19 protein-coding genes and 1 other RNA gene are annotated in these 24026 nt (G+C 53.2%); 13 read left to right on the top strand and 7 right to left on the bottom strand.

The annotated features are described in order from the left end of the window. Window positions 1–70 precede the first annotated feature (70 nt). The gene (locus SAMA_RS12525; RefSeq protein ID WP_011760508.1) at window positions 71–652 is read right to left on the bottom strand and encodes a DUF6436 domain-containing protein; all 582 of its coding nucleotides are present in this window, start codon (window positions 650–652) and stop codon (window positions 71–73) included. Between the two features lie 439 nt (window positions 653–1091). Between SAMA_RS12525 and SAMA_RS12520 the strand changes: the two genes are divergently transcribed. Next, window positions 1092–1817: a hypothetical protein gene (locus tag SAMA_RS12520; protein ID WP_011760507.1), complete on the top strand. Its 726-nt coding sequence runs from the start codon at window positions 1092–1094 to the stop codon at window positions 1815–1817. A gap of 20 nt (window positions 1818–1837) precedes the next feature. Here SAMA_RS12520 and SAMA_RS12515 read toward each other — a convergent pair whose 3' ends face one another. After that, entirely contained in the window at window positions 1838–3517 is a 1680-nt protein-coding gene (locus SAMA_RS12515; protein ID WP_011760506.1) for a cyanophycinase, read from the bottom strand. 422 nt (window positions 3518–3939) lie between these two features. Here SAMA_RS12515 and SAMA_RS12510 point away from each other — a divergent pair, with 422 nt between their 5' ends. From SAMA_RS12510 to iadA, 3 genes are read left to right on the top strand one after another with little or no spacing between them, the layout of a single operon-like run. Then, window positions 3940–6477: a TonB-dependent receptor gene (locus SAMA_RS12510; RefSeq protein ID WP_408640224.1), complete on the top strand. Its 2538-nt coding sequence runs from the start codon at window positions 3940–3942 to the stop codon at window positions 6475–6477. Between the two features lie 50 nt (window positions 6478–6527). After that, window positions 6528–7982: a putative basic amino acid antiporter YfcC gene (gene yfcC, locus SAMA_RS12505; RefSeq protein WP_011760504.1), complete on the top strand. Its 1455-nt coding sequence runs from the start codon at window positions 6528–6530 to the stop codon at window positions 7980–7982. Next, the gene (gene iadA / locus SAMA_RS12500) at window positions 7982–9154 is read left to right on the top strand and encodes a beta-aspartyl-peptidase (RefSeq protein ID WP_011760503.1); all 1173 of its coding nucleotides are present in this window, start codon (window positions 7982–7984) and stop codon (window positions 9152–9154) included. The genes yfcC and iadA overlap by 1 nt, the downstream gene beginning before the upstream one ends. Before the next feature lie 83 nt (window positions 9155–9237). Here iadA and SAMA_RS12495 read toward each other — a convergent pair whose 3' ends face one another. Beyond that, complete coding sequence (locus tag SAMA_RS12495) at window positions 9238–10431, bottom strand: MFS transporter (protein ID WP_011760502.1); 1194 nt, start codon at window positions 10429–10431, stop codon at window positions 9238–9240. Window positions 10432–10609: 178 nt separating this feature from the next. Between SAMA_RS12495 and SAMA_RS12490 the strand changes: the two genes are divergently transcribed. Next, on the top strand, window positions 10610–11491 hold the full coding sequence (locus SAMA_RS12490) for a LysR family transcriptional regulator (RefSeq protein ID WP_011760501.1): 882 nt from the start codon (window positions 10610–10612) through the stop codon (window positions 11489–11491). A 164-nt stretch (window positions 11492–11655) separates the two neighbouring features. Here SAMA_RS12490 and ssrA read toward each other — a convergent pair. Then, window positions 11656–12011, bottom strand: a transfer-messenger RNA (tmRNA) gene (gene ssrA / locus SAMA_RS19405). Between the two features lie 96 nt (window positions 12012–12107). Next, window positions 12108–12590: an SsrA-binding protein SmpB gene (gene smpB, locus SAMA_RS12485; protein WP_011760500.1), complete on the bottom strand. Its 483-nt coding sequence runs from the start codon at window positions 12588–12590 to the stop codon at window positions 12108–12110. A gap of 180 nt (window positions 12591–12770) precedes the next feature. Here smpB and SAMA_RS12480 point away from each other — a divergent pair, with 180 nt between their 5' ends. Then, window positions 12771–13205: an SRPBCC family protein gene (locus tag SAMA_RS12480; protein WP_011760499.1), complete on the top strand. Its 435-nt coding sequence runs from the start codon at window positions 12771–12773 to the stop codon at window positions 13203–13205. Further along, on the top strand, window positions 13195–13533 hold the full coding sequence (locus SAMA_RS12475) for an RnfH family protein (RefSeq protein ID WP_011760498.1): 339 nt from the start codon (window positions 13195–13197) through the stop codon (window positions 13531–13533). Before SAMA_RS12480 ends, SAMA_RS12475 begins: the two co-directional genes overlap by 11 nt. Before the next feature lie 116 nt (window positions 13534–13649). On the opposite strand, the gene SAMA_RS12470 is transcribed toward SAMA_RS12475, so the two are convergent. Continuing rightward, window positions 13650–14141 (bottom strand): outer membrane protein assembly factor BamE, encoded by a 492-nt coding sequence (locus tag SAMA_RS12470; RefSeq protein ID WP_011760497.1) that lies wholly within the window; start codon window positions 14139–14141, stop codon window positions 13650–13652. 313 nt (window positions 14142–14454) lie between these two features. On the opposite strand from SAMA_RS12470, the gene SAMA_RS12465 reads away from it, so the two are divergent. From SAMA_RS12465 to SAMA_RS12440, 6 genes are all read left to right on the top strand, one after another. Beyond that, complete coding sequence (locus SAMA_RS12465) at window positions 14455–15246, top strand: SAM-dependent methyltransferase (protein ID WP_011760496.1); 792 nt, start codon at window positions 14455–14457, stop codon at window positions 15244–15246. Between the two features lie 54 nt (window positions 15247–15300). Next, window positions 15301–15516, top strand: coding sequence for a hypothetical protein (locus SAMA_RS12460; RefSeq protein WP_011760495.1), 216 nt, complete (start codon window positions 15301–15303; stop codon window positions 15514–15516). 84 nt (window positions 15517–15600) lie between these two features. After that, window positions 15601–17466: a GGDEF domain-containing protein gene (locus SAMA_RS12455; protein ID WP_198134281.1), complete on the top strand. Its 1866-nt coding sequence runs from the start codon at window positions 15601–15603 to the stop codon at window positions 17464–17466. A gap of 1336 nt (window positions 17467–18802) precedes the next feature. Further along, a complete protein-coding gene (gene aceB / locus SAMA_RS12450) occupies window positions 18803–20434 on the top strand; it encodes a malate synthase A (protein WP_011760493.1) in 1632 nt (543 codons plus the stop codon). Between the two features lie 78 nt (window positions 20435–20512). Continuing rightward, entirely contained in the window at window positions 20513–21832 is a 1320-nt protein-coding gene (gene aceA, locus SAMA_RS12445; RefSeq protein WP_011760492.1) for an isocitrate lyase, read from the top strand. Between the two features lie 261 nt (window positions 21833–22093). Next, window positions 22094–23560 (top strand): HDOD domain-containing protein, encoded by a 1467-nt coding sequence (locus SAMA_RS12440; RefSeq protein WP_011760491.1) that lies wholly within the window; start codon window positions 22094–22096, stop codon window positions 23558–23560. On the opposite strand, the gene SAMA_RS12435 is transcribed toward SAMA_RS12440, so the two are convergent. Next, window positions 23554–24024: a nuclear transport factor 2 family protein gene (locus SAMA_RS12435; protein ID WP_011760490.1), complete on the bottom strand. Its 471-nt coding sequence runs from the start codon at window positions 24022–24024 to the stop codon at window positions 23554–23556. The two genes, SAMA_RS12440 and SAMA_RS12435, sit on opposite strands and share 7 nt — an antisense overlap. Window positions 24025–24026 lie beyond the last annotated feature (2 nt).

Raw genomic sequence — 24026 nt, 5'->3', positions numbered from 1 at the left:
GTTGAGACTCTCCATTTGAGTGGGCAAGTAAGTCGTGCTGTGAAAACAGGCGCTGCCATTGAGGCAGAATTCAGGTGCGCCATCGGCAATGGCAGGACACCTGAATTGGCCAATCGAGCAGTGGCAAAGATTCACCCGCCGCATTGAGCAGTGCTTCACGCAGTAAATCGGCACCCGAACCGCAACTTGGGCCAGTGGAGTAGGCACCAAGGTAAACCAGACTGCCATCTGACTTCCAAACCCCCACCACAGGCGTCACTTCCGGCACCTGATTGAGTGTAATCCGTTTCATGTGTTTGAGCGTTTCCGGAAGCCCGGCGTTGTCAGGGGTATATAGCAGATTGGTGTGTTCAGGCAGCTTTGCGGACACCTTGCTGAGTGACGCTGTTGTCAGCTGCTCCAGGTGCGCGTAGGTGTCATCACTGCAGTCGCAGCCCGGGTCGATAAAATGCACTACTACCGGGAGACCGCTATCAGTGGCACCGCTGCCAGCGGCTTTGATTAAGTCTGCTACCTCGCGCTCTACGCCGTGTTGGTTGAGCAGCGACGGCTCCATTTTGCTGATATGGCGAAGCTCCAACCACCAGAATGCCGCCAGTACCGAAACCAGCCATACAGACAGTATGAGGACGCTGAGTCGCTTTTTGGTCATGTGAATGACATCCTTCAATGTTGTTGCTAAAACGGCGCTAGTCCGGGGAATACGTCTGTGTACTGCGCAAGGATCACTGCCGTTAGCTGGCAACAGGGCCGCATAAGCAACACCCCGGCCCGGTCCGGCATGTATGCCGAGCTTTCCCTGAATAACTGAAAGTAAGTATAGGACTTATGACCTTTGAGGCATGCCCACAGCAGCGCCTGTTTCAAGCCACCGGCCGAGCAGTGCGCTTGCAGCGATGTCTTTCACATCCGGGCTTGCCCCGGAACATTGGCTCTGTTTGGGCAAATGTCCACGCGCGGATAGCCTGAATCTATGTCTGCCTCCTCTTCAAAGCAGGAGCGATTTGCCGTTGCTTGACGGCGGTTGAGTCGCGACATGGGAAAGACGGCACTAGACTCATAGAGGCTTGGCTATCAAAGGAGCGATTCTTGTGAAGACCGCTGGAATCCGTGTGCGCCTCATTTCGTCTGTGTTCTTGCTTGGGCTGGCGTTTGCGTCCCAATCTGACGTTGCACCAGGTGGTACAGCAAGAACACTGGCGGTTATCGCCTTGGAATATCCACCGTTCACGACGGAAACACAGGCAGATAAAGGCAGCAGTTTCAGAATGTTGCAAAAGTATTTGCTCTCAAACCAACTTGAATTTGAGCTCCAACCCCTGTTCCTGCCCTCAGCGCGTGCACAGAGCGAAATTATTGCGGGTAACTGGTGTGCATCATTTTATCCCCCTCCGGATATTGTTAAGGAACAGTCCCGCTTTTTACTGTTGTCCGATGAAATTGTTTCTATTGGCATTTATCGCCGACGTCAGCCCGAGCCTTTTGTCTGGACGGACTTATCTGAGTTGGGAGGGGGAAAAATTGCCTTACTTCGCTCAAGAGTTGATGGAGGCTTTTTACAACAATTCACTGATGCGGGTCTCACTATTGAGTTTGTCAGCGATGTTGCGACCGGATTAAGGATGCTCAATAAAGGGCGTGTTGACTATGCGTTTGGAGACAGTGACGCAATAAGTGTACTCACCTTACCAAAAGCGATGCGGGAAAATCTGCAGTTTTCTTCCACCCACCTGATGGAAGTGCCTGTCGGGGTGTTCGTCAACCCAATGTGTCCAGAGGCCGTTGCCGTTCTGGAGACAGTGCCAGCCTCTGACTGAAGGGGACAGGACAGCGCTGATTAGTGAGTCGCCTTATCTGACGACATCTCTGTGCTGTGCTCCAGCCCCAGTGACTGGTAATAACCCTGAGGATGACATTGGCTGTCAACCAGGTGGCGGAGGGTGAATCCCTGGCTTGGCAGCCAAGCGGCTGTAAACCCGTCGCAACTGACCTTTTGTAACTCTTCCTGCGTGCCTTCCGCCCTGATGTTATCGCGAGTTAACGTCAGCCGGGTACCATGGGGAAGGTAGTGGATGATGTGGCTGTGAGCCGTGCTCTGGTGTATTTGCGCTTTTTGGGGATCCGGGGTTTGACCTTTGGCTGCAGGCTCACTGAACCAGACGCCGCCTTCGCCCTCGATCACACCATATTGGCCATCTTTGGATAGCCACAGGGCGGTATTTTCATCGACGCCCACCCCAAGGCCGGTTTGGCTTATATCCTGCAGCAGTACCAGCCTGATTTGTCTGTCCCTTTCACTGAAATGGGTATCTGTCACCCCGAACGGATAAAGTCCCAGCCCGCCTCCGGGCCGGTAGGTGAGGGTGTCGGCAGGATTGAGCGCCTCGCAGCCCAGTTCTTCGCATCGCTCACTGACGGGGGGCGCGGCGACCACGCCAAAGTCCAATGCGCCCTGGCTGGTGCCCCCGGTGATCATGGCACCCGATGCCATCACGGCGGTACCGGCGCTGGTGCCACCGATGATAAGCTCTCCATTTGCGAATCGCTCTTTTATCAGCTTCAGCGCGGCGCTCGGTTGCCCATCGGCGCCCAGCCAAGCCGACAAAGTGAGGGATTGATCGCCGCCGGAGAGAAAGAGGCCATCCAGGGCGGCCAGCGTGCGCAGCAGCCCCTCTGGATTGAGACAAACCTGATTGTATTTATCCCACAGAGTCGGGTACACCCGTTGCCTGTCGTGGTAGCCCTGATAGTTCTCACCAAGGGTTGCCAGCTCTTTGCATCCAGCTTCCCTATTGCCATACCCCCAGGCTTGCTGCAACGCGCTGTCTAACGGTAGCCACTGGGCTATTGCACCCGCCTGAGTAAAGGCTTGTTGATAAAAGCTGGCTGCTTCAAACGGATCCCTTGCAGATGCCGTGACTATGCCAATTTTCGGTGGCTGGTGGCCGACTTGCCGTGCCGCACGGCTGACAAAGGCGGCGAAGTGTGAGGCGCCCTGGGCATTTTTACCCTGTTCCAGCCGAACCTGCTCTGTCTTTGGCTCTCCTTCCTGGGTGAGCTGTACCCACTCCAGGGTGTCGAGCAGGGCAAAATAGCTGGCATCATTGAGTGTATTGCCAAGCGGGCCCAGCCGATCATGAAGTGCCTCGATATCGAGAAGGGCTCTATCTGCAGAGCCAAGAGCGGCGAGCAATGCCCTTTGGGTATCGACGTTAAGTCGTGCCCAGGCCGGAGTGACCTGAAAGCGGGACAGACTTTGTTCACTCAGCTCATACAAATGCCGGGTTTTGGCCTTGTCCGGGAAATGTATGTCAGCGGTGCAGTACTTTGGGTTCATGGAGCTGCACACAGACAGGGCGCCACCGGCCAGCATCAGCGACAGTGTTGGGACGGGTTCCCTGGCTGTTTCCGGTGCTTTGTCAGGGTTGTAGGGTTTGGCCGCAGCGGACGCAATCGGGTGCGCGATTGACACCCACAGGGCGACAGCACCGATAAACGAGAGGAATTTTGGGGTCATGGCTCTGCTCTAAAAAATTTTGCATGCCACGTATTGACTGGCCGACACTATAACGGCTAGCTTGTTAACCGGTCAACAACATTGATTTCACATTTGGTGGATATGTTTCCGGCATCAACTTCTCTCGAAAGATACCATTACCGTACCTGGTATCTGTCCGAATGGTGGGACGAATAAACCACTGAACTTTCAGGTTCAGTGGGCTGTCCTGCGTCATCGCCAAGGCTCCCACGCCTCATTTTTTGCTCAGCTGCACACCTGCACCGTGAACGCACAACTTTTTTGTGCCACGTATTGACCACGTTCGGTTGCTTTGGTGCGCGCCTGAAAAATTATTCGCATATTTTTGGGAGCTTCTCATGAAAGTTTCAGTATTTGCCTGCGCCATTTCCGGTTTTGCCCTGTCAGCCCTGACCATCGCCATGGCCCACGCGGCCGATGACGACAAGGCTATTTCAGCCGAATCCAAACTCGAAAAAATCCAGATCACCGGTTCACGCCTGAAAGGGGTGGACATGGAAGGGGCCAATCCACTGCAGTCATTCGATCAGGAAGAACTGGTCAAGCGGGGCTATGACACCATTGCCGAATTCCTCAAGGACCTGCCCCAGGCGGCAAGTGCCGGCACCTTTACCGAAACCGGTGGCGTGGGCGGCGCCGATGGCGCGCCGGCAGGGGCTGCCGGGGTAAGTTTGCGTGGGCTGGGTTCAAGTTCAACGCTGGTGCTGGTCAATGGTCGCCGGGTGGCGGTGGACTCCTTCTCCAATGGCTCTGACTCCTTTGTGAACGTTAACGCCATTCCCATGGCAGCCATTGAGCGCATCGATGTGCTGACCGATGGCGCTTCGTCCATTTATGGATCAGACGCCATCGCTGGAGTGATTAACTTTATTCTGCGTAAGGATTTTGTCGGGCATGAACTGACGGCCCAGTACGGTAATGACACCAGTGACCATGACGCCAGTCGCACCGGGCTGACCTATGCCGGCGGCTTTGCCACCGACAATACCAACACCACAGTGGTGCTGGATTACGCCAAGCGCAACGCGATTTTCAACAGCGATCGCCCCATCAAGGTAACTTACACCTCCTACACCGAGATGGTGATTGATGGCAATTATTACGCCGAAGACTGGTGTGGTGACGATACCCGCTGGGGTGGTGAAGCCTGTAACTATGACTACGTAATCCAGCGCGCCATTCAACCGGATTTTGAGAACCTTGGCGCCACCTTGAATCATCAGTGGCAGCTGGACAATGACATGACCTTTTTTGCCGAGGCCATGTATCAGCAAAACACCGGCCATGCCTATGAAGCGCCAGCAGGTTACACGGTGACAGTCCCGGGGGATGCGGCTTACGTGCCTGGCTATGTGCGTGACATCAACGCCGCAGACGGCGATGACAGCAACAGCATCAGGGTTCGTACCCGTATGCCAGAGCGCAGAATTCAGGAATACGATACCGAAAGCTATAGAGTTTTGGCCGGTCTTCGCGGCGAGTGGGGCGACTGGGGTTGGGAGTCAGCAGCAAGCTATGGCAAGTCCACCAACGAAGTGACCCATGTGGCGGGCTATATGAATCGCGATGCCCTGGCCGATGCCATTGCGAGCGGCAGTTTCAACCCTTTTAACCTGGGGATGGACAACAGTGAGGAGGCGATTGCGGCGCTGCGTGACAGTGCCATTCGCCGCGGTGAGTCTGAGGTGATGTCCCTGGATGCCAACATCAGTGGTGAACTCTTTGAGATGGATGCCGGTTTGGTGAGCGCCGTATTTGGCGCCGAACTTCGCAGTGAAGAGATAGTGGATAATCCGGCTGCATCAGCGGTAAACGACGATGTAATAGGTCTTGGCGCCAGTGATGCGGCCGCCGACAGGACCCAGTATGCCCTGTATGGCGAGATTAATCTGCCGCTGTTTGAGGGACTGGACCTGATAACCGCGCTGCGGTACGACCACTACAGTGATTTTGGTGGCGACATCAATCCCAAGGTATCGCTGCGCTATAAGGCGACCGACGATCTGGTGCTCAGAGCATCCTGGAGCACGGGTTTCCGGGCACCGTCGCTTTCACAGCTCGGTGCAGGCACCTCCCTTGGCAGTCAATACATTAACTGCGGCGCAGGTGAGCCTTTCAATGCCCTGTGTGGCACCAATGGTGCCATCGATGGTGAGCTGGAGTTCGATCAGGAAACCATAGGTAACAAGGGGTTGGATGCCGAATCTTCGGAAGCCATCAACGCTGGACTGTCGTGGAATTTGACCGACAACTGGCAGCTTACCGTGGATTACTGGCGCTACGATCACGAAGACATAGTGGATATCGATGCTTCCACCACTCTCAATGCCTGCGTAAAAGGCACTGCGCCTGTTGTGGGTTCAGTGAGCGAGCTTAAGGGCGAGTTTGGTTGTGTAATTGATGGCAACGGCGATATCAGCTTCCTGCGTACCGGCTACTTTAACGTTGGCAGCCAAACCACAGATGGTCTTGACTATCGCATGACCTATCGTCTTGAGACAGCCGCGGCAGGTGAGTTCAGTTTCTACGTCAGCGGCACCGAAACCTTCAGCTTTGAGCGTCAGGTGACTCCGGATGCCGACGTAGAGGACCTCCTTGGCCGCTTGTCCGGTGCCAACGAAATCGCCCGACCTGAGCGGGTGCTGGATGCCGGTACGGACTGGAGCCTGGGTGATTGGAGTGCCAGCCTCAGCGCTCATTACGTCTCCAGCATGGGCGATGGTGACTTCAGGTTTGATAACGAGACGGTGGACAGCTGGCTTACCTTCAGTGCCAGTGTGGGTGTGACCCTGATGGAGAATCACTCGCTGATGTTGTCGGTTCGTAACCTTACCGATGAGGAGCCGCCATACGCGTCGTCGCCCACCAATGGTTACGCCAGCTCGGCCCATGACTGGCTCGGTCAGCGCTGGAACCTGCGTTATAGCCTGCGCTTCTGATGTTCTCCCTGGCCGGGCTTGCCCGGCCATTTTTCATTGTGGGAGGACCTATGTCTTTATCCAAACGGGAAATGCCGGATGCCTTCATCATCCTGATGTTGATGATGCTGCTGGCATGGGGCCTGACCTTTATCGTGCCGGCAGGCCAGTTTATGTGGGTGACCGAGCAGGGGATCCGGCTTGAAAATTTCAGCCTTCAGGCAAACGAGGGGCTTGGCAGCGCGCTTTTCAGTGCAAACGGAACCCCTGGGCTGCTCAATTCAGCATTTGATGGGCTCACCTCCGGCGGGCGCGACAGCTCTGCCGTTGGTGTGGTGGCCTTTATTCTGATTGTGGGCGGCGCTTTTGGTGTGCTGCTGGCAAGTGGCGCGGTGCATCAGGCGCTGATGCTGCTGATAGCGCGCCTTAAAGAGCGAGAAGCCCTGTTGCTGCCGGTGCTGTTTGTGGTGTTTTCGCTGAGCGGCGCCGTGTACGGCATGAGCGAGGAGGCGATTGCCTTTTGCCTGCTGCTGATGCCGCTTTTCAGTGCCCTGGGGTATCATCCTGCCGTGGTGGTGCTGGTAACCTACGTGGCCACCCAGGTCGGCTTTGCCACCTCCTGGATGAATCCCTTCAGTGTGGCCATTGCCCAGGGAATAGCTGGCTTGCCATTGATGTCGGGGGCGTGGCTTCGGGCCCTGTGCTGGGGGATTTTTACCCTCTGCGCCCTGGTGTATACGCTGCGTTTTGCCAAACACACGCGCCGCCAGACTTTGGCTCTGGCAGCGGCTCCGACAGCGGATGCAAGTGTTACTCAGTCCCTGATGGCAGAGCCAAAACCAAAGCAGACGAGCCTTAGCAAGGTCAATGTCGCCATTTTGCTGATTTTACTGCTGACATTGGTTTGGGTGATTTGGGGAGTGGTGGCAGGGGGGTACTATATTGCCCAGATTGCCAGCCAGTTCTTTGCCATGGCGATGGCGATTGGCTTGCTGCTGTGGCTCAGTGGCACCATGACTTTGAATCAGGTCTCCGGCGCCTTTCAGCGCGGCGCCGCCGAGCTGTTGCCTGCGGCGCTGATAGTGGGCTTTGCCAAGGGGCTGGTTATTCTGCTTGGCGGTGACAATCCGTCGGCGCCTTCGGTGCTCAATACCTTGCTGTACTCAGCGGGTGGCAGTATCGGACACTTGCCTGACTGGCTCTCGGCACAAATGATGCTGGTGTTTCAGTCGGTATTTAATGTGTTTGTGTCGTCTGGTTCCGGCCAGGCTGCGCTGACCATGCCATTGATGTCACCGCTGGCGGAGCTTGCCGGGCTCAGCAGACAGCTGGCTGTGCTGTGTTTTCAGTTGGGTGACGGACTGACCAACCTGATTATTCCAACCTCAGCCTCTCTGATGGGCTGTTTGGGTGTAGTCAAAATCTCCTTTGGACAGTGGCTTAAATTGATTTGGCGATTACAGGTGCTGCTGATGACTCTGGCCAGTGCTGCTGTGGGTATTGCCGTTTATACAGGATATAGCTGATGTTAACTTTGATCAGAAATGCCAACCTTTTTACGCCTTCAGCGGTTGGTTTACAGGATGTGCTTTTTGGCACTGGTGGCGTTATCACCATCGCAGAGCCGGGCTCGCTGCATGTCGGTTCCTTGCCATGCCATGAAGTCGATGCCAAAGGCAGTGCACTGGTACCTGGGCTCGTTGATCCGTTGGTACACATCAGTGGCGGCGGCGGAGAAGGCGGCTTTCATACCCGCACCCCTGAGATGCAATTGACTGAGGCCACACTGGCAGGAGTCACAACCCTGGTGGGGGCACTGGGGACAGATGCCGTCAGTCGCAGCCTGGAAGACTTGCTTGCCAAGGCGCGCGGTTTGGCGAATGAAGGCTTAACCACCTATATCTACACCGGCTCTTACGAGTATCCGGTCAAAACCCTCACAGGGGACATTACCCGGGACATGATGCTGATTGACAAGGTAATTGGCGTAGGTGAAATCGCCATTGCCGATCATCGTGGCTCGCAGCTTTCTGCCGCTGAACTGGCCCGCGTTGCCAGCCAGGCACGGGTGGGAGGCATGTTAAGCGGAAAGGGCGGCATAGTGTTTGTACATGTGGGGGATGGTAAAGGCGGGCTGGATATCCTGTCTGAGGTTGCCGGCACCACCGATATTCCGCTGTCGCAATTCTATCCTACCCACATTAATCGTTCCCGTGCATTGCTCGAGCAGGGCGTTGCCTTTGCCCTGGCCGGTGGCGTGATTGATTTCACGGCCTCTGAAAACAGCGCCACCTTAAACAGTGACGAAATCAGTGCGATAGATGCGGTAAAGCATGCCCTGGCGGCTGGCGTGGCGGTATCACAAATTACCTTAAGCTCCGATGGCAATGCCAGTTTGCCGGTATTCGATGCCGATGGTCGCTTAACCGGCCTCGAAGTGGGTCGGGTCGGCAGTCTGGCAAAGGCATTTCGTGACCTTATCAGCGAAGGTATTGCCGTGGCCGATGCCCTTGCCATGACCTCCTCCAACGCAGCCCGAATATTGGGGCTTGATACCAAAGGGGCCATCGCTGAGGGGAAAGACGCCGATTTGGTGCTGCTGAATGACCAGTTCGAGCCTGAATTTGTGTGGTGCCTTGGCAAAGCCATGGTTGCCAATGGCCTGCCACTGGTTCGGGGAACCTTTGAGATAGTCTGAGCAAAGGGGTTACTGCCCCAATGTAAAAAGGGAGCATAGCTCCCTTTCTATTTGTTCAGTCTGTGACTGCGGCTTTGTTCATATCATGCTACCTGTGTGCAGTGGTGTTTGGGGGACTCGTCTCGACTATCGAGTTTGCCACTCAAGCGGGTTAGTCCAAGCGCCAGCAGTACTACCGCAGCACCAACCCATGGCGTGTGCATCAGACCTGAGCGCGCCACAATTTCGCCGCCGCCCCATGAACCCAATGCAATACCAACGTTAAAGGCTGCAATGTTGAGTCCAGAGGCTACATCAACGGCATCCGGGGCATACTTTTCAGCCAGTGTCACCACGTAAACCTGCAAGCCGGGCACATTGCCAAAGGCAAAGGCACCCCACACCAGAATGGTAGCCACCGCCAGTACCGGGTCATAAGCGGTAAAGTTAAACACCAGCAAGATGGCAGCCAAACCTGAAAAAATTACAGTCAGGGCTTTTATCGGCCCCATCTTATCGGCCATTTTACCGCCCCAGATGTTGCCGACCGCCACGGACACACCATACACCAGCATGATGAGACCTATGGCACCGGCGCTGAATCCAGCTTCGGTCTGCAAGATGGGAGCAAGGAAAGTAAAAGCGGTAAAGGTGCCGCCATATCCCAGCGCAGTAATCCCGTACACCAGCAGCAGGCGGGGTTGAGTCAATACCTTAAGCTGCGCCGAGAGCTTGGTGGCAGGTGGCTGCTTAAGATTGCCTGGTACCAAAAAAGCGCTGCCAATCAGGGCAAGTAATCCGAGCATCGCCACGATTAAGAAGGTGGCCTGCCAGCCAAAGGATTGCCCTATGTAGGTACCAAGAGGAACACCCGTGACCAGGGCAACCGTTAAACCGGTGAACATAATGGCGATGGCACTGGCGGCTTTCTCTTTGGCAACGAGGCCAGTAGCAATGGTAGAACCAATGGAGAAAAACACCCCGTGGGCCAGGCCAGTGAGCACGCGGGCAACCACCAGAGTGGCATAGCCCGGGGCTTGCCACGCCAGCAGATTGCCCAGAACAAACAGCGCCATAACCGCAAGCAGGACGCGCTTGCGATTCCAGCTGCCGGTGAGTGCGGTAAGCACCGGCGCACCGACAGCCACGCCAAGAGCGTAGAGGCTGACCAGAAGTCCGGCCGATGGTAATGAAATATTGAGGTCGGCGGCCATGGTTGGGATAAGCCCAACGATAACAAATTCAGTGGTGCCGATGGCAAAGGCACTGAGTGCCAATGCAAATAGAGCTAAGGGCATAGTGATACTCACTTTGGGTGGTTGGGTAAAACATGCACCCGGCTCAAACCAGACGGGTGCATGTTCTGTTTGGATGGCGGGATTATGCGTTGGACTTTAGTTGTGAAAAATGCGGATTATGGCAAATTATATTTGTTATATTTGCAATAATTGCTTGAGCTGTGGATGAGAGGTGAGGATGCGTACGCGATCGGATGATTTGGAAATTTTGCTGACGGTTGTTGATTGTGGTGGCTTTTCCGCAGCGGCCGAACTGCTCGATATCCAGGTTGCCAGGGTGTCCAGAGCCGTGAGTAAGGTGGAGAACCAACTGGGAGTTTCCATTCTTAATCGTACAACCAGGCGAATAGAGCTGACTGATGAAGGCAGGCAGTTTGTGGAGTCTGTGAGGGGCGGGCTACTGCAAATTCAGCGCGCCGAAGAAGATATTATCACCCGGGGTGAAGTCCCGGCGGGCCGTCTCAGGGTGGATGCCGCCAGCCCCTTTGTATTTCACCAACTGGTGCCCTTAATTAAACCGTTCAACCAGATGTACCCGGATATCCGGATTGAACTGACCTCCAACGAAGGTTTTGTCGACTTGTTGGAGAAGCGAACCGATGTGGCCATCCGCATAGGCCCCATGAGCGACTCCACTCTTCACGCCAGGCCTTTGGGACGAAGTCGTCTTTATATTGTTGCCGCCCCGGAGTATCTGGCACAGCGGGGGATCCCACGCAAGACTGCCGATCTTGAACACCACGACACCATAGGGTTTTCTGCGCCACGGTCATTAAATGAGTGGCCTTTGAAAGGTTTTGTGGGCTTGGAGCCGGCGCTTACCTCGAGTAATGGCGAAACGGTGAGGCAGTTGGCACTGTCGGGCAACGGGATAGCCTGTTTGTCGGGTTTTATGGTCAATAAGGATATTGAAGAAGGGCGGTTGATGGTGTTGCTGGAAACTGAAACGATGATGAATACCGCAAGAGAGCAAGTGAATGCGGTATTTTACAAGTCATCCTCGGTGGCCAAACGTATCTCGGTTTTCATCGATTTCATTCAGCCCAAATTGGCGCTATGACGTGGGAACGCCGTGAGTATCGGGATTCCCGGTGCTAAAACTGACAGTGAAGCACCACGACACAGGGGGAGCAAACAAAGAAAAAGGGCCATCTTTGCGGATGACCCTTTTGCGAAAAACACCAATAAAAAAGACGTCCGAAGACGTCTTTTTTATTTTAGGTTTGGTGGAGGCGGCGGGACTTGAACCCGCGTCCGAAAAACCTACGCTCAAGGCGCTACATGCTTAGTCTCTCTTTTATTTAACCGCTCGAACTCCGAAAGACAGGATTTCTAACGGTGAGCCTGGAACTGTTTCGCGGTTCACCCCCAGACAAGGTTCCCTCGCTAGCACGATGTAAGGTGACCATCAAATCCACTGCCCATGTGCGAGACCTGTGGTAGATGGCTGGCGCTAATTAAGCAGCCAGAGCGTAGTTATCGTCGTTTGCAACTATAACTTTGCGGCTTTTTACGAGGCCAACCGCCCCTCGGCATGCTCCCGGAGTTTCGCGAATCCCGTCGAATCCAGAATCGCCCCCAAGATGGTTTGATTGTACTCCCATGCTGCCCCGAATTCCAAGGCATTATTTGGCAGTGACAACCAACTGTCTGTTTTCCGCTCGAAAACAGACAGTTTATTTGTTCTTCATCACCCGGGCTTTTTCAATGTCCCAGTCACGCTGCTTGATGTCATCGCGTTTGTCGTGGGCTTTTTTACCTTTACCCAGACCAATCTCGACCTTAACCCAGGCACCTTTGCGCCAGTACATGGAGATAGGCACGATGGCATAGCCCTGGCGCTCAACGAGACCTGCCAAGCGGTCGAGCTCGCGGCGGTTAAGCAGCAGCTTGCGTGGGCGGGTAGGGTCACACACCACGTGAGTGGAGGCGGCGTGCAGTGGGGTGATATGGCAGTGGTGCAGGAAGGCTTCACCGTTTTTCAGCATCACGTAGCTTTCAGAGATGTTGATTTTTCCGGCGCGGATAGACTTCACTTCCCATCCCATCAGGGATAGGCCTGCCTCGAATTTTTCATCGAATTTGTATTCGAAGGTCGCGCGCTTATTGCGGGCGATCGTGGCCGGCTGGGCGGCCTTTTTGGAGTTTTTCTTTACCATAGGCGGGCTATTATAGCGTGGGGTGTGTAATTTGGAATTGACCACCTGCGAATATTTACATGTTTTGCCAAGCGAATGTTTTTATTGGTGAGTTTTTAGTCGTTTTAGCGGTTGCAGCGTTTTAGGCAAGCCGTGTTACAATCGGCGGCTATCCAATTTCAAGAGTTTGAATACACGCGAATGCCTAAGGTTACCCGAAGCGCACTGGTCAGATTCAGTGCCCGGCAGATGTACGATCTGGTTAATGATGTTGAGTCTTACAAGGAGTTTTTACCCGGCTGCGTTGGCGGCAAGGTAATTTCATTTGACGGACAAACCATGGTGGCCTCTGTGGATGTGGCCAAGGCAGGCATCGCCAAAACCTTTACCACCCGAAACCAGGTGATCCCGGCCAGGCAAATATCCCTGAAGCTGGAGAACGGCCCGTTTCGGCATCTGATTGGCGAGTGGCGGTTCACCGAGCTTGCCGAAGATGCATGCAAGGTGGATTTTGAGCTGGATTTTGAATTTTCCAGTGGCCTTGCGGATTTTGCATTTGGCAAGGTATTCAAAGAATTGGCATCTTCTATGGTGACGGCCTTTACCAACAGGGCCAAGGTAATATATGGCCAGTGATATCGAAAAATTCGGGGTAGATGTGGTGTATGCCTTACCCCACAAGCAAAAAGTGATTCATGTGATGGTGTCACCGGGCACCACCTTTATTGAGGCTGTTCGTCAAAGTAATATCTGCAGCTTTTTCCCGGAGATTGAGCTCGACTCAGTGAAACTTGGCAGTTTTAGCCGCTTGGTAAAGCATGACGACCAATTGCAACCGGGAAACCGGGTTGAGATCTATCGCCCCTTGATTGCCGACCCTAAAGACGTCAGACGCCAGCGGGCGGAAAAAGCCAAGGACGAGGGGCGTGCAAGCAAGGTAACAGGTGGCAAAATCCAATCCTGAAGTGTTGAATCCGATATATGGACAAAACGGATTCAAATACCATGGCCGGCTCACTACTGAGCAACAGCCAATAAAAAAGCGCCGCGTGGCGCTTTTTTATTGGGCTAATCTTCGTATCAGAACTTGCGAATGGCCTTGGGATCGTTTTCCTTGCCTTCTTCCACCAACGGCTTGTCATCACCGCGTTGTTCAGGCACCTGAGGCACGACTTCGGCTGCATTCACACTTGGCAGCTTACTCTGTTCCAGTGGGGTATTGAACTCGCTGGAGAGTTCATAATCACCTGTTACTTTAACTAGTTGATTATTTTCAAAATACAGCACTAATTCCTTGTGAATGACACTGGCGTCACGACCGCTTTTGAAATGGTACACGTAGTACCAGGTATCGTCAGCGAAGCTGTCTCTGAGCACAGGACGGCCCAGCACATATTCGGCCTGCTCCTTGGTCATCTCGATTCTGAGCTTTTCAACCTGCTGTGGCTCCATGTAGTTACCCTGAGGAATATCAGGCTTGTACACCAGCCAATCGAAAACACTGCAGCCAGAGAGAGACAGTGAGAGGGCTGCGGCCCCCAGCAGGGTAAGACTTTGCTTCTTGTTCAACATCGTGAGTGCTTATTCCTTAAAAACTGCGGGCCATCATACCCAAGGCAGGGTCAAACTGACAAGGGTGGCTGCCGAAAACCCATCATTTGCCGGAATTTGACCATGGTTGCGCCGGAAGGTTCGCTGGTTTCTGTGTTGTTATCACTCATACTTAGGGTTGATAAGTCTGTCTAATTAAGTGCATTCTTAAAAAATGATTGATTATCAATAGGGTTAGCTCGATGGTTTAGGGTGAAAAAGAGCGCTCTGTGTATTGCAATACGCCCGGAAAGTTATAAAAATGTGATTTTTGAGCAGGAACTCGGAGTAGGTCTTGGGTAGTTTGGTCTGTGTGGGCACAGGGATAGGGTTGGCTGGACAGATCAGCGTCCGGGCCAAGAGTCACATCATCCACGCTGAACTGGTATTCAGTTTGCTGCCCGATGGTTTTGCCCAGCATTATCTTGAAGAACTTAATCCCAATGTGGTTAACCTCCAGCAATTTTATGCTCAAGGTGATGAGGTAAAGAGCCGGCGATTGACTTACGAGCAAATGACAGAGTCAATGTTGGCAGCGGTGAGAACGGGTAAAAAAGTGGTAGGGGCGTTTTATGGGCATCCTGGGGTGTTTGCCTGTGTGCCACATATGGCCATAAGCCGTGCCCGCAGTGAGGGGTTTGATGCCTGGATGGAGCCCGGTATTTCGGCTGAAGATTGCCTCTGGGCCGATCTGGGTATCGACCCGGGGCAAAGTGGTCACCAAAGTATGGAAGCCAGCCAGTTTTTGTTTTACCAACATGTGCCTAATCCATGTTGCCACTTATTGCTCTGGCAAATAGCCCTTGCCGGAGAACACACGCTGACCAAGTTCCATACCAGTTCAGACAGATTGCAGGTGTTGGTGGAGCATTTAATGCAGTGGTATCCGCCGGAGCATGAGGTTGTGCTGTATGAGGCTGCATTTTTGCCGGTGCATGAACCCAGTGTGCACCGGGTAAAGCTTCACGAGTTACCCGGCGCTCCCATGGGCCCTGCGACAACCCTGCTGGTGCCGCCTGCCAGGCGGCTTGAATACAATCTTGAGGTATTGGCCCGACTTGGGCTGAGCCCTGAGGATCTTGCCTGACAGGGTAAGTGATTGTTCGACAAATCCACGACAGCGGAAAATAAGGAGAACCAGGTGTCAAAACTGACAGATTTTTTAAAGCAGCTTGGGGAAGATGCTGCCCTGCTGGAGGCATATAAAAAGGATCCCGAAGGCGTAATGCGCCAGCACGGCCTGAGCGAAGATGAAATTCAAGCCATCATGAGTGGTGATAAAGCCAAACTCAAGGCCCTTGGTGGAGAAGAGCAGTACCAGTCTCTGGTTGTGATTTATAACGGGAATGATGCGTAAATGACCTGTTACCGTGCTGCACTCGTGTGTGCGCTTTGGCTTCTTTTGCCGTGGCTTGCCATGGCAAATGGAGACTATCGCGCAATGCTGAATGAGCTTATAAACATGCAGCACGGTCCTTCTGAAAGAAAAACAGATCTCATTAATACCTTAAAGACAGCCGAAAAGGCGCTCGATGCGGAAGAACTCGGTCAGTTGAAAATGATCCTCGGCAGAGAGCAATTATATGAGGGGGCCTATCAAGCGGGTGTGAATGATCTGAAGGTGGCCGAGTCACAATTGTTTTCATCCCGACATTTGCATTTGGTTTATGGCTACCTTGCCACAGGTTATCAGCTGCTGGGTGATTACGAATCCTCCCTTCGTTACCTAAAACTTGGGCTTGAACTGGTAAAAACAGTTTCAGACAAAGACGTACAGCGCAACGCGTACATTCGGGCGGCGAGTCTCTTCTACCAGCTCGGCTTTTATGAAGAGGTGGGGCTTTATGCCCAGAGGGCGCTTCAGCTAGCTGATGATGCCAATACCAAGGATATCTGTTACGCCAACCTCTATATTGCCGCTTATATTCATGAGTCGGGAGAACTGCCCCGTGCTGCAGAGGCGTTCCAGCGAACGGGCGATTATTGTCAGGAGCATGGCTGGCGGCTCATTACCGTGATGACCATTAAGTCACGTGGACTTATCAGCCATGAGTCAAACCTGATTGAGGATGCCATCACCCTGATGGAGCAGGCGCTGGCAGAGTACCGCACCCTTGGTTTTCAGCTGGAGATTGCCAGTACCCAAAGCGCATTGGCAAAGGCCTATCTCGACATTGGCGATTGGGAGAAGGCGGAGGCTGCCGCTGTCGAAGCTATCGACAGCAAAGGTGCCGACAATAAGGCCCTGAAAGACGCCTGGTATGTGATGGCCACACTGAAGGCGAGAAGTAACGACTTTGTGACTGCCTATGAAGCCCAAAAGCATGAAAATCATTATGCCAATGAACTGCTGAACGAAACCAAGGCCCGTGAAATGGCCTACCAGGCGGCCAAGTTTAATTTTGTTGAGCAGCAGCGGGAAATCGCTTTATTGAACAGTGAAAGGGACAGCTATCTGGTCAGGCAGGAAACTATCTCCCGGGAGCATTCCGGGTCTTTGATGATTTCAACTGTGCTGGCGGGTATTACCTTATTTTTATCTGTGTTTCTGGCAACCGGTTTGTCTCAACGTAACAAGTACATGCGCCTGGCACAGCGCGACGGCCTGACCGGAACCTACAATCGTGCCACGGGGCAGGAAAAAGGTGAAAATGCGCTGATTGGCTGTATGGCGCGAGGTGAGCCGACGGCGGCTGTCTTGCTCGATTTGGATAATTTCAAGCGGATCAATGATGAGTTCGGCCATGCTACCGGCGACTGGACCCTGAAAAAGGTCGTGGAAGTGATTCGGCCACAGTTGGCCGATGACCATATTCTGTGCCGCTTTGGCGGTGAGGAGTTTATGTTGATCCTGCCCGGGCTTTCGGGCGCACAGGCGGTGGAAGTGGCTGAGCGTTGCCGAGAGGCCATTGCCGGGGTCAATACCCATTATTCGGGTCACAGCTTTAAACTGACCGCCAGTTTTGGGGTGACCGAGTGGCAGCATGGTGATTTAAGCCTTGACCCCATGATCAAGCGCGCCGATTTGGCCTTATACCGGGCCAAACATCTGGGGCGTAACCGGGTCGTCAGCTATGGCTTTGCGGAGCTTGAGGGAGGCAATAATCAGTCTTTTGCCGATACCCAGGAAAACTCGTCAGCGCAAACCAGAAATCAAACACCATCATCAATCAGCACTGCCCAATCGCCTGCGGCGTCAGAGGGTAAAATCGAAGAAGAGTCTTCGAAAGTGAGCGCTGCTTATGCGGTATCCCCGGAGCAATCCCAGGTCCTCGCTGAGTCGCCTGATAAGGTCGCAACACCCTAAGATGACCGCAAGAAAACAGCTATCTACTCATTGGCAAGGTTCCTCTTGGGTATTGAGTATCTGGCGCACTTTACATTCACTCTACAGCCTAGCTTTAAAGTAGCGCGCTGGTGGCTGATGTATTGATATTTTTCGCCTTTGCAGCCGCGAATGTACTCGTCTGACAAGAGCGCCGGGCCAGCATACAGATGCTTTTAAATCCCTGCCCCCCCATACTGATTAATCCACCGGCCGAAGTGCTGCCACGATCTGCGGCTGCTCAACGCTTTTTTTGACTTCCAGCCTTCTTACATCAAGCCTTCTTGCATCAAGCTTTCTTGCATCACGCGTCTCTTACATCATGCCCCCGTTTGGGCTGGCGCAACACTGCGTTTGTTGGACAGCACTTCTAATGGGCTCGTTACGACACAATCGCACCAGTAAAGAGCTGTGCTGCCCACGGTTATCCTTTAGTGCTGGTGACATCAGTAAAGTGCAAAACCTGGACTCCGGTGGTGCGGGGTTTGCGTCGTCTCCCTCCCATCAAACCGCGCAATTGACATCATGAGCCTGAGATGGGGCCGCGCTGGGGGTAAGGTTGCTGTTTCGATGCGCTTAATGCATATCAAGCCATTCAATCCAGTCATCTAGATACCCGCCCTTGGGCTTTGCTCGGCTCCTCAACGGGGCGTAAAACGGCATTTGTGGTACCCACCAGATGATTTTTTGCAAAAAAATTTAAAAATTTTGAATTTTTTCATGATTAAACCAATTGTTGCCGGCTTGTTGATCTGGTGACGCAAGTCTTAAAACCCGACACTTTTCTTATGTGTTTAATTGCGTTTACGTAAAGGTAAGATTAAAACGTGCGTTTAATTATGGTTTTGTGCTGATTTTAATTAAGTTGTTGTAAATTAAATATTAAATCGGCTTACGTAGAGGGCAGTGCGAAACAATTCTGGATGTTACGACCAAAGTCAAATGTGAAATTTAGTGTATTAAAAATCTTACAGTGTGTAATTAAATTACCTAATAAATTACTTTGCTTGAGTACTGGTATGTTGGTAAGACAAATTTCACACATGTTTTGAATGATAATAGGTAAACTATTAACAAGTTCAATTAAAACAAACATATAGTATTGCTTTTTGCGTTTGGTCTGACCAATTTTTTTCGTGAGATCTTGCTCGCAATTTCTACGTTTGTACGACTTTTCGACTGTTGCAATTACAAATGTTTGTCGTTAGTTTTTGGTCTGAAACGAACATTTGACGGTTTTTGCTGGCTTGTAATGGCGTGGGAATACGCAATATACAATCCGCAAGCCGCGGGGAAACCGACAATCGGGGATAACACCATGACAGAGCAAATGATGGAGCAGCCACAGACACTGACCGGGCTCAAGCTGGCGGGTCATCATATCCAGGGGCAGGAAGAAGTCTTTACTGAAGGCGCAATGTCGCTGCTTGAGTCCCTGTGTGCCAGGTTTGCAGGCGACGTGGATGCCTTACTGGCTAAACGTAAAGAACGCCAGGTTCGCATTGATAAAGGTGAGTTGCCGGATTTCCTGCCGGAGACACGCGCCATACGTGATGGTAAGTGGACCATTCGTGGCATACCAACCGACTTGCAGGATCGCCGGGTGGAAATCACTGGTCCCGTGGACCGCAAGATGATCATCAATGCCCTGAATGCCGATGTGAAAGTCTTTATGGCTGACTTTGAGGATTCATTGGCACCCAGCTGGGAAAAGGTGATTCAGGGGCAAATCAACCTGCGTGATGCGGTGCGTGGCACCATTGAATATAAAGCGCCCGATACAGGTAAAGAGTACCGCTTGAACGATAATCCAGCGGTGCTGATTGCCAGGGTGCGCGGCTTACACCTCAAAGAAAAACACGTGGAATTTAACGGCCAATCGATCCCGGGAGCCCTGTTTGATTTCTGTTTCTACTTTTATCACAACTACCGTCAGTTACTGAGTAAAGGCAGTGGGCCGTACTTTTATATCCCCAAGCTCGAGAGCCATCTCGAGGCGCGTTGGTGGGCCAAGGTCTTTGCCTTTACCGAAGAGCGTTTCTGCCTCGAGCCGGGCACAATCAAGTGTACCTGTTTGATAGAAACCCTGCCGGCCGTGTTTGAAATGGACGAAATCCTCTATGAGCTGCGCTCCAATATCGTTGCGCTCAACTGTGGTCGATGGGATTACATCTTCAGCTATATCAAAACCTTGAAACACCACAGTGATCGCGTACTGCCTGACAGGCAACAAGTCACCATGGATAAGCCGTTCCTCAGCGCCTATTCGCGTCTGCTGATCAAAACTTGTCACAAGCGGGGAGCCCTTGCGATGGGCGGTATGGCGGCTTTCATTCCAGCCAAAGATGCCGAAGCCAACCGCCTGGTGCTTGAACGGGTTTGCAAAGACAAGGAGCTGGAAGCCCGTAACGGCCATGACGGCACCTGGGTCGCCCATCCCGGTCTGGCACAAACGGCGATGGCCGTGTTTAACCAGTTTATCGGTGATGACCACTGCAATCAGCTGCACATCACCCGTGATGTGGATGCGCCGATTTTGGCCAGCGAGCTGCTGGCGCCCTGCGAGGGTGAGCGCACCGAGCACGGTATGCGACTGAATATTCGCATTGCGCTGCAGTACATCGAGGCCTGGATCAGTGGCAATGGTTGTGTGCCCATTTATGGTCTGATGGAAGATGCCGCCACGGCGGAAATCTCCCGCGCCTCCATCTGGCAATGGATCCATCATCAGAAGCACCTATCCAACGGCAAACTTGTGACCAAGGCACTGCTGAAGGAAATGCTGGTGGAGGAGCTTGCCAACGTCAAAGAAGAAGTGGGCAGCGAGCGCTTTACCCACGGCAGATTTACCCAAGCGGCTGTGCTGCTGGAGGAGATCACGACCGCCGACGAGCTGGTCGACTTCCTGACACTGCCGGGCTACGAGCTGCTGACCAAACAAGAACACTGATTAATCCCTGAAAACATAGAACATCTTACCCGTCACATGCGTGACGGGCAGACCCTAACACCCCAAAGGAGAGTCACCATGAGCAAGTACATCAGCCGCCAGGAACAAATTGACGCACTGAAAAAGGACTGGGCCGAAAACCCACGCTGGAAAGGTGTGCGCCGTCCTTATACTGCCGAAGAAGTGGTTTCGCTGCGCGGCTCTTTTGTACCGGAGAATACAGTGGCCCAGCGCGGCGCAGCCAAACTGTGGGACCTGGTCAACGGTGGTGCCAAAAAAGGTTATGTAAACTCCCTCGGTGCCCTGACCGGTGGTCAGGCGGTACAGCAGGCCAAGGCCGGCATTGAAGCTATCTATTTGTCTGGCTGGCAGGTAGCCGCCGATGCCAACCTGGCCGGTACCATGTACCCAGACCAATCTCTGTACCCCGCCAACTCTGTGCCTGCTGTGGTTGGTCGTATCAATAACTCATTCCGCCGCGCCGACCAGATCCAATGGAGCAACGGCGTAGGTCCGGAAGATGACAAGTTCGTTGATTACTTCCTGCCAATCGTGGCGGATGCCGAAGCCGGCTTTGGTGGTGTACTCAATGCTTACGAGTTGATGAAGTCTATGATTGATGCCGGTGCCGCCGGTGTGCACTTTGAAGATCAGCTGGCATCGGTAAAGAAATGCGGTCACATGGGCGGCAAAGTGTTGGTGCCCACTCAGGAAGCGGTACAAAAACTGGTTGCGGCCCGTTTGGCGGCTGACGTATCTGGCGTAGAGACTCTGGTTATTGCCCGTACCGACGCCAATGCTGCCGATCTGCTGACCTCGGATTGCGACCCATACGACAGCGACTTCATCACAGGTGAGCGTACCAGCGAAGGTTTCTACCGTGTCCGTGCCGGTCTGGACCAGGCCATCGCCCGTGGTTTGGCTTACGCTCCATACGCCGACCTCATCTGGTGTGAAACTGCCAAGCCGGACCTGGAAGAAGCCCGCCGCTTCGCCGAGGCCATCCATGCCAAGTACCCGGATCAGCTGCTGGCCTATAACTGCTCACCTTCTTTCAACTGGAAGAAGAATCTGGACGACGCCACTATCGCCAAGTTCCAGCAGGCCTTGTCTGACATGGGCTACAAGTATCAGTTCATCACCCTGGCCGGTATCCACAATATGTGGTTCAACATGTTCGACCTGGCGTACGACTACGCCCGCGGTGAAGGCATGAAGCACTATGTAGAGAAGGTGCAGGAAGCCGAGTTTGCTGCCGCCAGTAAGGGATATACCTTTGTGGCGCACCAGCAGGAAGTGGGCACCGGCTACTTCGACAAGATGACCAATATCATTCAGGGCGGTGCCTCTTCTGTGACTGCACTGACCGGTTCCACTGAGGAAGAACAGTTCCACTGATAGTCGTTGCTCCCTTTTACCCTGCACGGTTTCCTACGTGCCGTGCGGGGCTTTTCTCTCCCTTTGGGTGAGACTTCCCATGCTGTTGTTTTCAACCACGTTGCTTGTGTTTTGCGGCCTTCCTTGGGCCGCTTTTTTTTGATAATCCACTTTTGGTGCCGTAAATTTGACCTGCCAGTTAAAAGTTGACACCGGGCAGTCGCCTTACCGGCAAATCCCTGTCTATAATCGGAAAACATTCTCTTTACATGCGAAACTCCATTGAAAAACAACGTTGGCGAACCCAAGGGTGTGGATTATTGGACCAAGAGGATCAGTGAGCAGGAAATGCCTGCCCTGTGCTCAACGGTAAAAACCCTGGAAAAGTTGGCAAAGGATGATGTCTCCTCTATGGCGATACTGGGCCGTAGCGTGATGCACGACAATGCCCTCACATCCCGAATCCTGCGCGTGGCAAACAGTGCGACCTATAACAAAGGCATCAGCCAGGTCACAACGGTGAGCCGCGCCGCCGTGGTGTTGGGTTTTGATACCATTCGCAATATTTGTATTACCGCCAAACTGCTCTCCAGCTTGTTGGAAAATAAAAATCTGACTCCCGGCGTGTATCAAAGGCTGCTGAAACTCATGGCACGCTCGTTTCAGGCAGCGATGTTGGCCAGGATGATGCTTGCTGCACACGATGAAGAAATGCAGGAAGAAGCCTTTATTGCCGCGCTGTTATACCACCTCGGTGAAAGTGCCTTTTGGAGCATGGGTGGCCCACTTGCCAATGAACTGGACAGAGCCCTTGATGGTGTCGAAGACCCTGCCGCAGTACTCACTCAGGTTCGTGAACATCTGGGGACCAGTTTCAGCCAGCTGACCCAGGGGTTGGCCCGTAGTTGGGGGCTTGGTGAAGTGCTCATCAAATCACTCAACAACCCCGATGAGCGGATGCCGGAAATCCGCGCCATTTTTGTGGCCAACAAGTTGGTGCAGGAGCTGGCAGAAACCTATCCCGACCACGCCGAGCTTGAAAAACGGGTGCGTCAGGGGGCCGAAATGATGGGGTTGAAACCCGATGATTTTAAGGCCAGGGCCATTCAATGTGCCAATGCGACTCACAAGCTGGCCGATGCCTATGGCGCCAAGGTATTGGTGGAGTTTTTACCAAACCCCAATCGCTTGATGGAAAACCAGGAAAGTCTTAATGAAGGACGCTGGCGCGAAGGCGATGTGAATGTACAACTGAAAAAGCTCCGTGAGCTCACTGGCTTCGCGGTGGCCAAAGCCGATATCAATCAGGTGATGCAAACCACGTTGGAAGGGATATTAAACGGTGTTGGGGTGGATAGCTGCGCCGTGCTGCTGTTGTCGCCCAGCCGCAAGATGCTGCAGCCCCGTATCGTGCTGGGCGACAATGCTGACAACATCAAGCGTGATTTTGTAATCGATATTACTGAGCCCGATCATCTGTTTCGCCATGTGATTGATTTAAAGCAGCCCTTAAACATTGATTCCCCCGACTCCCCACGCTGGCGGCTCAGTCTGGATGAGCCTCTACGCAAACGTTTGGCCAAGAGTGGTTTTTTACTGGCGCCACTGGAAATGGACGGCAAGGTTATAGGGCTGTTTTATGCCGACAGGGGCGTATCGGGCCGCAATTTTGGCGATGATGAGTTCGGCAGTTTTACGCACTTTACCCAACTCGCCAATGTGTGTTTCTCGGTGGCCGTGCGTCACTGAGCCTTTGATTTGGCCTCAAACGCCATGATTTGCCGTGCGATGTCTTTGGATACATCGTTGGGAACTGCAAAACTCAGGTGGTATTGCAAAATCCGCCAACCGTCAGCGGTTTTAACCAGGGCGCCGCTGCCCCGGGTAATGCCGTATTTTTCGTTATATAACAGCTCATCAAACATGATGGTATCGCCGTGTTCCACAAGGTCGCGGCGACGAGGTTCATAGCGCCAGCCTTGGGTGGGGCTGGCATATTGACGAAACTCTCCCATGCCCCAGCGCTCGCTGGCATCGGTGCCAAGAAACACGGCATCCTGAGTGTACAGCGAAAAATACGCATCCCAATTAGCGTTTGCGGCGTGCTGATGCAGGGCGTCGAGCACCTGATTGGCCTGCTGTTGTTCATGCTCTCCTGCCATACTCTGGCTGCTGACAAGCAGAGCCGCCAGTACCAACGCTTTTCTTATCATTG

It is taken from the genome of Shewanella amazonensis SB2B, assembly GCF_000015245.1.
GTDB classification, from domain to species: Bacteria; Pseudomonadota; Gammaproteobacteria; order Enterobacterales; family Shewanellaceae; genus Shewanella; species Shewanella amazonensis.
Note: the sequence above shows the minus strand (reverse complement) of the source record. Positions and strands in the feature narration are given on the sequence as shown.